The sequence below is a fragment of the Clostridium sp. genome (genome assembly GCF_032552055.1).
Taxonomy (GTDB): domain Bacteria; phylum Bacillota; class Clostridia; order Clostridiales; family Clostridiaceae; genus Clostridium.
Map to the genome: position 1 here is coordinate 1 of NZ_JAWGSV010000124.1, position 9,011 is coordinate 9,011.

General features: G+C 28.2%; 8 protein-coding genes. All 8 read left to right on the plus strand.

Annotated elements, in window-relative coordinates; all coding sequences use genetic code 11:
• The first annotated feature begins 127 nt into the window (after positions 1-127).
• Entirely contained in the window at positions 128-2,086 is a 1,959-nt protein-coding gene (locus E6248_RS09535) for a BglG family transcription antiterminator (protein ID WP_316340582.1), read from the plus strand.
• A 9-nt stretch (positions 2,087-2,095) separates the two neighbouring features.
• A complete protein-coding gene (locus E6248_RS09540; protein WP_316340583.1) occupies positions 2,096-2,554 on the plus strand; it encodes a fructose PTS transporter subunit IIA in 459 nt (152 codons plus the stop codon).
• 13 nt (positions 2,555-2,567) lie between these two features.
• Entirely contained in the window at positions 2,568-2,873 is a 306-nt protein-coding gene (locus E6248_RS09545; protein ID WP_136007567.1) for a PTS fructose transporter subunit IIB, read from the plus strand.
• A 36-nt stretch (positions 2,874-2,909) separates the two neighbouring features.
• Positions 2,910-3,977, plus strand: a complete 1,068-nt coding sequence (locus tag E6248_RS09550; protein WP_316340584.1) for a PTS fructose transporter subunit IIC — start codon at positions 2,910-2,912, stop codon at positions 3,975-3,977.
• A 91-nt stretch (positions 3,978-4,068) separates the two neighbouring features.
• Positions 4,069-4,683, plus strand: a complete 615-nt coding sequence (locus tag E6248_RS09555; protein ID WP_316340585.1) for a YitT family protein — start codon at positions 4,069-4,071, stop codon at positions 4,681-4,683.
• A gap of 87 nt (positions 4,684-4,770) precedes the next feature.
• The gene (locus E6248_RS09560) at positions 4,771-7,371 is read left to right on the plus strand and encodes a glycoside hydrolase family 38 C-terminal domain-containing protein (protein WP_316340586.1); all 2,601 of its coding nucleotides are present in this window, start codon (positions 4,771-4,773) and stop codon (positions 7,369-7,371) included.
• A 192-nt stretch (positions 7,372-7,563) separates the two neighbouring features.
• Positions 7,564-8,499, plus strand: coding sequence for a type I phosphomannose isomerase catalytic subunit (locus E6248_RS09565; protein ID WP_316340587.1), 936 nt, complete (start codon positions 7,564-7,566; stop codon positions 8,497-8,499).
• Between the two features lie 282 nt (positions 8,500-8,781).
• Complete coding sequence (locus E6248_RS09570) at positions 8,782-8,934, plus strand: zinc-ribbon domain-containing protein (protein WP_136007572.1); 153 nt, start codon at positions 8,782-8,784, stop codon at positions 8,932-8,934.
• The last annotated feature ends 77 nt before the right edge of the window (positions 8,935-9,011 follow it).

Consider the following 9,011-nt stretch of genomic DNA (forward strand, 5'->3'; position numbering starts at 1 on the left):
AATCAGTTTATATTAGTTCAGAGTTTTTTAGTCTAATAGCCAAAGAACTTCCTTTAGCAAAGGGAATGAATGGTCTATTTGAAAGTATATATTGATGATAGAATAAAGACATAACGAGGTGAAAGCATTGATTAATAAAAGGGAATTAAAGATTATAAGCTTTTTACAAGATAAGGATCACCATATTACAGGTGAAGAAATTGGAAGTTTTATAGGGGTTTCATCTAAGACATTAAGACAAGATATTAAAAGTATTAATCAAAGATTAGTAAAGGTTAGTTCAAAAATATCCTGTGTAAAAGGAAAAGGCTATATATTAGAAATAAGCGATAAAGATAGCTTTAATAACGAGTTAGTTAAACTTTATGAGGAAAATATAAATAGCAATAATCTTATACCCACAACCTCTAAAGGAAGAGTAGTTTATATTATAAAAAAGCTATTATTATTGGAGTTGAAACATAATAAAGGAATTACGCAAGGAAAACTATGTGATGACTTATATATAGGATTAACTACTCTAAAGGCAGATTTAATTGAAGTAAAGAAAAAGTTAAAGAAGTTTGATATAGAGCTTTTGAGGGATGGAGTTAAAGGAATTGCTTTAAGAGGAAGCGAGGAGGATCTAAGAAGCTGTATAAGCTATTATATTTTTAGACGCTTTGAAAACGATATAATAAGTTTAAAATCTATTGAACCTATATTTGAAAAAGAAGATATAGAAAAAATGGATGATATATTAACCAATGTAATAAACAAAAACAAGATTAGTATTACTGATATTAGCTTTTACAATTTATTAATTCATATATTAATAGCTATAAATAGAGTTAAAAATGAGAATATACTTGAAACTACTCAATGTGATAATGCATTAAAGGAAACTCTTGAATATAAAGTTGCTAAAGAGGTAACTAGTAGTATTTTTAAAGAATACAGAATTATACTTCCAGAAGAAGAAATATTTTATATTACTCAGCATCTATATACAAGAAAATTTATTGATGATGAAGAGCAAGAAAAAACAGTAGATATAAATGATGATTATACTTCAATGGTTTTTGAAATGTTAAAGTATGTCGATTCTACTATAGGAATAGATTTTAGTAAAGATAATTCACTAATTTGGAGTTTATCCACTCATTTAAAATCAGCTATAACTAGAATAAAGTATGATATGCATATTACTAATGACATGCTCCATGAAATAAAGAAAAGTTATTCTTTCGCATATAAGATAGCTTCAATTGCTACACAATATATAGAAAAAGAAATTAATAAGGATATAAATGAAGATGAAGTAGGATTTATTTGTTTACATTTTGCAGCATCATTACAAAGAATAAAAGATAGAAGAAGTAATGGTAAACTTAAGGCTTTAATTGTATGTGCCTCAGGATTAGGAACTTCAATGATAATGTCAGCGAAAATAAAAAGTGAGTTTTCTAACAGTATTGAAATAATAAAGATAATACCTTTAAATGAGTTATCCAAAATTGATAGAAATATCTATGACATAATTATATCAACAATAAAAATAGATACTAATGAGTATGGGGTTAAAGATAAAAAAATAATGTATGTATCACCTATACTAAAAGCAAAAGATTTAACAGCTTTAAAAGAATTTATTTATGAAAATAAAGAGGATTACTTATTAAAGTTTTTAGAGTTTACTGATGAAGATTTATTCTTTGTTGATGAAAATTTTAAAACTAAGGAAGAAATTCTTGAGTTTATGTTAGATAGAATGGTTTCAAAGGGTTACTTAAGTAAAGTTGATAAAGAAAGCTTTTATAAAAGAGAAAATATGTCATCTACGGAAATTGGAAACCAGATAGCAATTCCACATGCTATTGATATTGATCCAGATGTTAGCAAGGTCTGTATATTAATTAATAAAAAAGCAGTATCTTGGGAAGATGAAAAGGTAAGATTAGTAATCTTAATGAGTATACAAAAGGAGATGTATTTAGATTTTGGAGAAATTTTAGAAAATCTTTATATGACTTTAAGCGATGAAGAAAAAGTTTCTAAGGTTTTAAATATAAAAACATATAAGGACTTTATTAAATTATTAAGGTAAGGTGAAGAGATGGACATAAAAGAAATGATAACAGTAGATACAGTAGAATTTGATGTAGATTTAAATTCACAAATTGAGGTGTTAGAGAAAATAACAGACATCTTAATGAAAGACAATAGAATTACAGATAAGACGGAAACTCTTAATGGATACATTCAAAGAGAACAGGAATGTACAACTGGAATAGGTTTTGGACTAGCTATACCTCATTGTAAGGTTGAGAGTGTAATAAAACCAACAATAGTATATTTAAAATTAAATAATCCTGTTGATTGGAACTCTTTAGATGAAGAGCCTGTAAATGTGGTAATAGGATTAGCTATACCAAAGAAGGACGAAGGAACTTTACACCTTGAAATATTATCGAGTTTAGCATCAAACTTAATGGAGGATGACTTTAAGGATTCTCTATTTAGCATGGATGATAAAAATAAATTAATTCAATTTTTACATAATAATTTAGTTTAGGGAGGAAAATGAAATGAAGATAGTAGGAGTTACAGCGTGCCCAACAGGAGTGGCACATACAAATATGGCAGCAAAGGCTTTAGTTAAAACAGGAGAGAAGTTAGGTCATACAATTAAAATTGAAAAGCAAGGAGCTTTAGGAATTCAAAATAGGCTAACTAAACAAGAAATTGAAGAAGCAGATGTAGTTATTTTTGCAGTAGAGCAGAAGGTTAGAGAAGAAGAAAGATTTGCAGGAAAGGTTATACACAAGGTTCCAGTAGCAGCACCAATTAAGAATGGTGTAAAAGTAATTGAAGATGCATTAGCATTACTTTAATTTTAAATTTAGATATATGTAGGGAGGATGAAAGGAATGAAGGAATTTTTTCAAAATATTAAAAGACATATATTAACAGGCGTATCATATATGATTCCATTTACAATTGCTGGTGCCGTTATAATGGGAATTGCTAGAGTTGGTGGAATGTTTTATGGAGTTACAGATATTTGGGACAGTGCACATAAAACAGCACAAGGCCTTATACCATTTTTCCATACTTTAGATGGATTAGGTGGACTAGCATTAGGTTTAATGTTACCAGTATTTTCAGGGTTTATAGCTTATTCAATTGCTGATAGACCAGCATTAGTTGCAGGTTTTGTTGGTGGATTACTTGCTAATAATCTAGGAACTGGATTCCTTGGAGCATTAGCATCAGGTCTTATTGCTGGTTATATAGTATATATTATGGCAAATAATATTAAGTTACCAGAGAGTGCAAGTAGTGTAATACCAGTATTTATCTTACCAGTATTCGGAACATTATTTACAGTTTTAATAATGCAATATGTTATCGGTGGCCCTTTTGCAGCATTAAATAATGGATTAATAAATTGGATGAGTACAATGAGCACTGGAAGCAGCGCATTAGTTCTTGCTCTTGTAGTTGGTGGAATGATAGGTTTTGACCTTGGTGGACCAATAAATAAAGCAGCGGTTGTTACTGCAATGGCATTAATTTCAGAGGGACTATTTATAGCGAACACTGCAGCTCAAGTTGCGATTATTATACCAACATTAGGCTATGGTATAGCTACATTAGTTAAGAAGACTAAGTTCTCTGAAGAATTAAGAGAAGCTGGTAAAGCTTCATTTATAATGGGACTAGTAGGTATTTCAGAAGGTGCTATTCCTTTTACATTAGTTAATCCAATGAGAATGATTCCAGTAAATATAATTGGTTGTGCAGTTGGATCAGCTATTGCTGTATCACTTGGAGCAGTAAATACTATTCCTATATCAGGAATATATGGATGGTTATTGGTGGAAAAATGGCCGGTATATGTTTTAGGAATCTTAGTAGGAAGTCTAATAGTAGCAGCGGGAGCTATATTCTTAGGAAAAGGTTTTGATACTGACGAGTTTGATGGAGTAATGTAATTAAAATAGTAGAGGGGATGTTTAAGAATAAAATAGAAACATCTCCTCTTTTATTTTTAAATTAAGTATAAGAGAAAGGCATTAGAAAAGAATGAATTTAAGTAGTTTCAAAAATAGAATTATATTATTTGTAGTAGGAATTATGATATTAACACTTGGAGTTGCTCTTACTGTAAAAGCTGACTTAGGAGTAGGAACTTGGGATTCTGTTAACGTAGGATTAAGCAATAGATTTGGGTTATCAGTTGGAACATTTTCTTTTATAATAGCAATAATAATGACAATAATAGCAGCTATTTTAAGAAATGGAAAGTTTAATTTATATACATTAGGCACTGCCTTGGTTTTAAGTAGTTTTACAGACTTTTGGTTATTTGTAGTTAACAAACTTCCTTTAGGAGATAGTTATATAAGTAGAGTAGTATATTTTTTATTGGGGATTCTGATTCTTTCTATGGGATTAGCTATTTATTTAACACCAAATCTTGCCCCTAACTCATTAGATGATTGCATGATGGCTTTTAGGAATAAATTTAACTTAAGCGTAGGTATGGCAAAGTTAGTAACAGATGGTGTAGGAATAATTTTTGCTATCCTTGTAGGAGGACCAATTGGAATAGGAACAATAGTAATAATACTTTCGGTAGCACCTTTAGTAAATATATTCTTTAATAGAATAAATTCAGCAATAATAGTATCAAATTAAGATATACTTACATAAAAAATTGACTTTATTAGGCTTAAATAAAAATAGTACTAATGAGGCATATATATTAAATTTGGAGGAGAAGTTATGACTAAAATTAATATTGTTAATCATACACATTGGGATAGAGAATGGTATTTTTCAACTATGGATGCTTTATTATTGAGTGATCAAGTTTTTGAAGATGTATTAATTGAATTAGAAGAGAATATTGATGCTAGGTTTTGTTTAGATGGTCAAGCATCCATAATAGAGGATTATTTATCGATAAGACCAGAAAGATTACCTCAAATAAAGAAATTAGTAGAAGAGGGAAGGCTCCTAATTGGACCATGGTATACTCAAACAGATGCTCAATTAGTTTGTGGTGAATCTATATTAAGAAATTTAAGTATAGGGATACATGAGATAAATAAAATTGGTAAGCATATGGAAGTTGGTTATTTACCAGATACTTTTGGGTTTAATGCACAAATGCCAACTATACTTAGAAATTGTAATATAGATAACATAATTTTTTGGAGGGGCATAAACTTAGGTAAGCATGTTAAGTCCCCTTATTTTAAATGGAAGGGTTTAGGCAATGAAGAAGTTTATGCAGCTAATTTAATTGATGGTTATGGAAGCATTCCAAGATTATTTACTAATGAAGAATTTTTAAATAATAAGCTATTTAAGTTAGCTGACAAAATAAAGTCAATGACTGATTTAGATGAAATTTTGATACCTATTGGGAATGATCAAGTAGAAATAACGTGCAATATTAAAAATAAGATTGATGAAATTAATAAAATTAGCAATGATGAATATGTTCAAAGTACATATTTAGATTTTATTGATTATATAAGAAAAAATAGTGAAAAACTAGAGAGATATGAGGGTGAATTTAGAGAACCTAAAACTGGTAGAGTTCATAAGACAATAGGATCAGTTAGATATGATATAAAGAAAACGAATTTCGATATGGAGCAAAACCTTTTAAAAAGAGTTGAGCCATTATATGCTATAGCTGAAAGCCTAGGAATAAAAATAAGCAAGAATTTAATCACAACAGCTTGGAAAAAAATAATGGAAGGTCAAGCTCATGATGGTATGGCTGGCTGTATAACAGATGATGTGGCAAATGATGTATTATACCGTATGAAGCAAGCAAGGGAAATTGCAGATGGAATAGAAAATCTTGTTAAGAAAAGAATTGCTGAAGGATTAAGATTAAGTAAGGATGAAATTTTAGTATTTAACACATTAGCTTACAAATATGATGGTTATAAAGTTGTTGAATTTTTAAGTAGCACAAAGGATAAATTTGTAGCAGATGTTGAAAAGTGTACTGTACTAGATATTCATGAGTATGAAGGAAAAGAAAATATATTAATTGAAGCACCAGAAGGCAATTATTTTATAAATGAGGATGGATATTATAAAATAACTGCTTTAATTAAAACTACATTACCTGCTATGGGATATAAGGTATTCAAGTTAAGTGAAGGAAAAGTAGATATAATTGAAAATAGTAATAATTTAGAAATAAAAAATGATAATTATAAGATATTTGTAGAAAATGAAAAACTATGTGTAGAACTTAAAGATGGAAGAAAGATTGAAGATTTCATTACTTTTGAGAACTGTGGTAATGATGGGGACACTTATGATTTTTCACCACTTAGAGGAGATTCAAATATAACATTTAGAATAGTTGAAGGAATTAGAAAAGCTTCTGAAGGCATTGAAAAGCTAGAATTAAGTGGGAGAGTATTATTACCAAAAGATCTTGAATCAAGACTAGATAGAAATGAATTAAAACCATTAGATATTAAACTAATAATCTCTTTACTAAAAGATGATGAGTTAATTAATTGTAGGATAATTGTTGATAATAATATATTAAGTCACAGATTAAGAGCTTGTATAAAGTCTGATATTTTATCAAATGAATCAATTGCGTCTATACCTTTTGGTTATATAAAAAGACCAATATTAAATGGAGAAATTGGGGAGTGGAATAGTAGTTATCTTGAAATTCCAATAGATATAGAGGTGTTCGAGGGGACTGTTTCTATTACAGATGATAAAAATACATTAAGTATATATTCTAAGGGGATAAAGGAATATCAAGTTATAGAGGATAGAATGTATTTAACATTGTTATCCACTACAAGCCAATTAGGAAAACCCAATTTACTATATAGACCAGGGAGAGCATCAGGAGATACGACAAAGCAAGGCCATGTAATGATAGCTACACCAAATGCAGAACAATTAGGTAAGAATGAATTTGAGTTTTCTATATCACTTTTAGAGGAAAGCTTTAATGAAAACAAAGTTGAAAAAAGATATGAGAAAGTTAATTCACAAAATATATTCTATCAATTACAAGGTTTAAATAAATTTATAAACAGGTTGGATAATAAAATACAAAACTCTAGAACAAAATTAGATTTAAAGAGAGAATACAGCCTTTTAGAAGTTGATAAAAACATATGTATAAGTTCTATATCAGCATCATTTAAAGATAACGCAATACTATTAAGAATGAAAAATTGTAGTAATGAAGAGCTAATAGTAGACAGATATGATTTTAATAAATTTAAAAGATGGGAAATTGTAAATGCTATTGAAGAAGTACAAGATAATCCTAAGTTAGTAATTGACCCATATAATATAATAACAATAAAATTATACTTTTAAACAATAATGATTAGGAAATCATTAGTATTTTATGTTAAAGGTATAGGTAAGAAATTAAAAATATCATTTATAAATTAATATTTTTAATGGATAAGGTTGTATCATATATATTTTGATACAGCCTATTATGGAATATGGAATATAGTATTGTTTAAAGTAAATACGACATGATAAACAGAAGGAGATTAAACTATGTATCCAATAAAGTTTGAAAATTTGTATTATAAGAAAATATGGGGAGGAAGAGACTTAGAAAAATTTAGGGCTAATCTTCCAGAAGGTAATATTGGTGAAAGTTGGGATGTTGCTTGTCATCCAAATGGAACGAGTATAGTAGCAAATGGAAAGTTTAAAGGAAAAAGATTTGATCAATTGATTGAAGAATATGGTATAGATTTATTGGGAAAGAATTTTGAGAATAAGGAATTTCCTTTATTAATTAAACTTATAAATTCAAAAGAAAAATTATCAGTACAAGTACATCCTAATGATGAATATTCAAGAATAAATGAAAATTCTATAGGTAAAACAGAAGCTTGGTATGTAGTTGATGCAAAGCCAGGAGCTAAATTAATAGTTGGAACTAAAGATTGTGATAAAGAAATTTTTGAAAAAGCTATAAAAGAAGAAAGAACTGAAGAATATTTAAATGAAATAGAAGTTAAAAAAGGAGATTGCTTTCTTATAAATAGTGGCCTTGTCCATGCTATTTGTGAAGGAGTTATTATTGCGGAAATTCAACAAAATAGTGATATAACCTATAGAATTTATGATTATGGAAGACCAAGAGAATTACATATTGATAGAGCATTAGATGTAATAAATTTTAATTTATATGCAGTAAATTATGGGAACAATAAATTAGAAGAGCATATTGAGTATAGAAAAAATATTTTATGTAGTACTAAGTATTTTACTATTGAAGAATATATTATAAATGGAGAATTAGTTGAAGAAAGTGATATAAATAAGTTCTATATATTAACTTGTGTAGATGGAAAAGGAATCATTGAATGCAAAAATAATATGAAATTAGATATATTAAAAGGAGAGAGTATATTAATCCCAGCTTCATTAGGGGAATATATTATTAGTGGAGATTTGACAGTTTTAAAATCTTATATATAGGGAATTTTAGGATATAAGGTTTTTGTGTTTGGAAAAACCAGTGTTATATGTGAGATTTATAGTCTTAGGGGCTTATATATCTTGCTAAAGGCTATTTTTATTGTTAAAAATCGGTTGTAAGAAAAATTATTTACAAAAAAGGTTGCTATTTAATAAAGAATGTGTTATTATAAATGAGTAGCAAATATGCTAACAATAAAAAGTTTCATTTAGGTAGATAGTTTCTCATAAATTAGAGATTATTATATCAATTTAGAATCTTTAATTTTAGGAGGAATATTTATGTCAGATAAAACAATAACATGCAGAGATTGCGGAAGCGAATTCATATTTTCAGTAGGAGAACAAGAATTCTATAAAGAAAAAGGATTTGAAAATGAGCCAACAAGATGCGTATCTTGTAGAAGAGCTAAAAAAGAACAAAATAGAAGATAATTTTAGATTGTTATAGGTTGTAGTTTATACTACAACCTTTTTTGACGTTTTAGAATCATGAGGAGATATTATTAATG

Coding starts and splice junctions, on each gene's coding strand:
- E6248_RS09545 (WP_136007567.1), top strand. CDS start 2,568: ATGAAGATAGTAGGAGTTACAGCGTGCCCAACAGGAGTGGCACATACA.
- E6248_RS09540 (WP_316340583.1), top strand. CDS start 2,096: ATGGACATAAAAGAAATGATAACAGTAGATACAGTAGAATTTGATGTA.
- E6248_RS09550 (WP_316340584.1), top strand. CDS start 2,910: ATGAAGGAATTTTTTCAAAATATTAAAAGACATATATTAACAGGCGTA.
- E6248_RS09565 (WP_316340587.1), top strand. CDS start 7,564: ATGTATCCAATAAAGTTTGAAAATTTGTATTATAAGAAAATATGGGGA.
- E6248_RS09570 (WP_136007572.1), top strand. CDS start 8,782: ATGTCAGATAAAACAATAACATGCAGAGATTGCGGAAGCGAATTCATA.
- E6248_RS09560 (WP_316340586.1), top strand. CDS start 4,771: ATGACTAAAATTAATATTGTTAATCATACACATTGGGATAGAGAATGG.
- E6248_RS09555 (WP_316340585.1), top strand. CDS start 4,069: ATGAATTTAAGTAGTTTCAAAAATAGAATTATATTATTTGTAGTAGGA.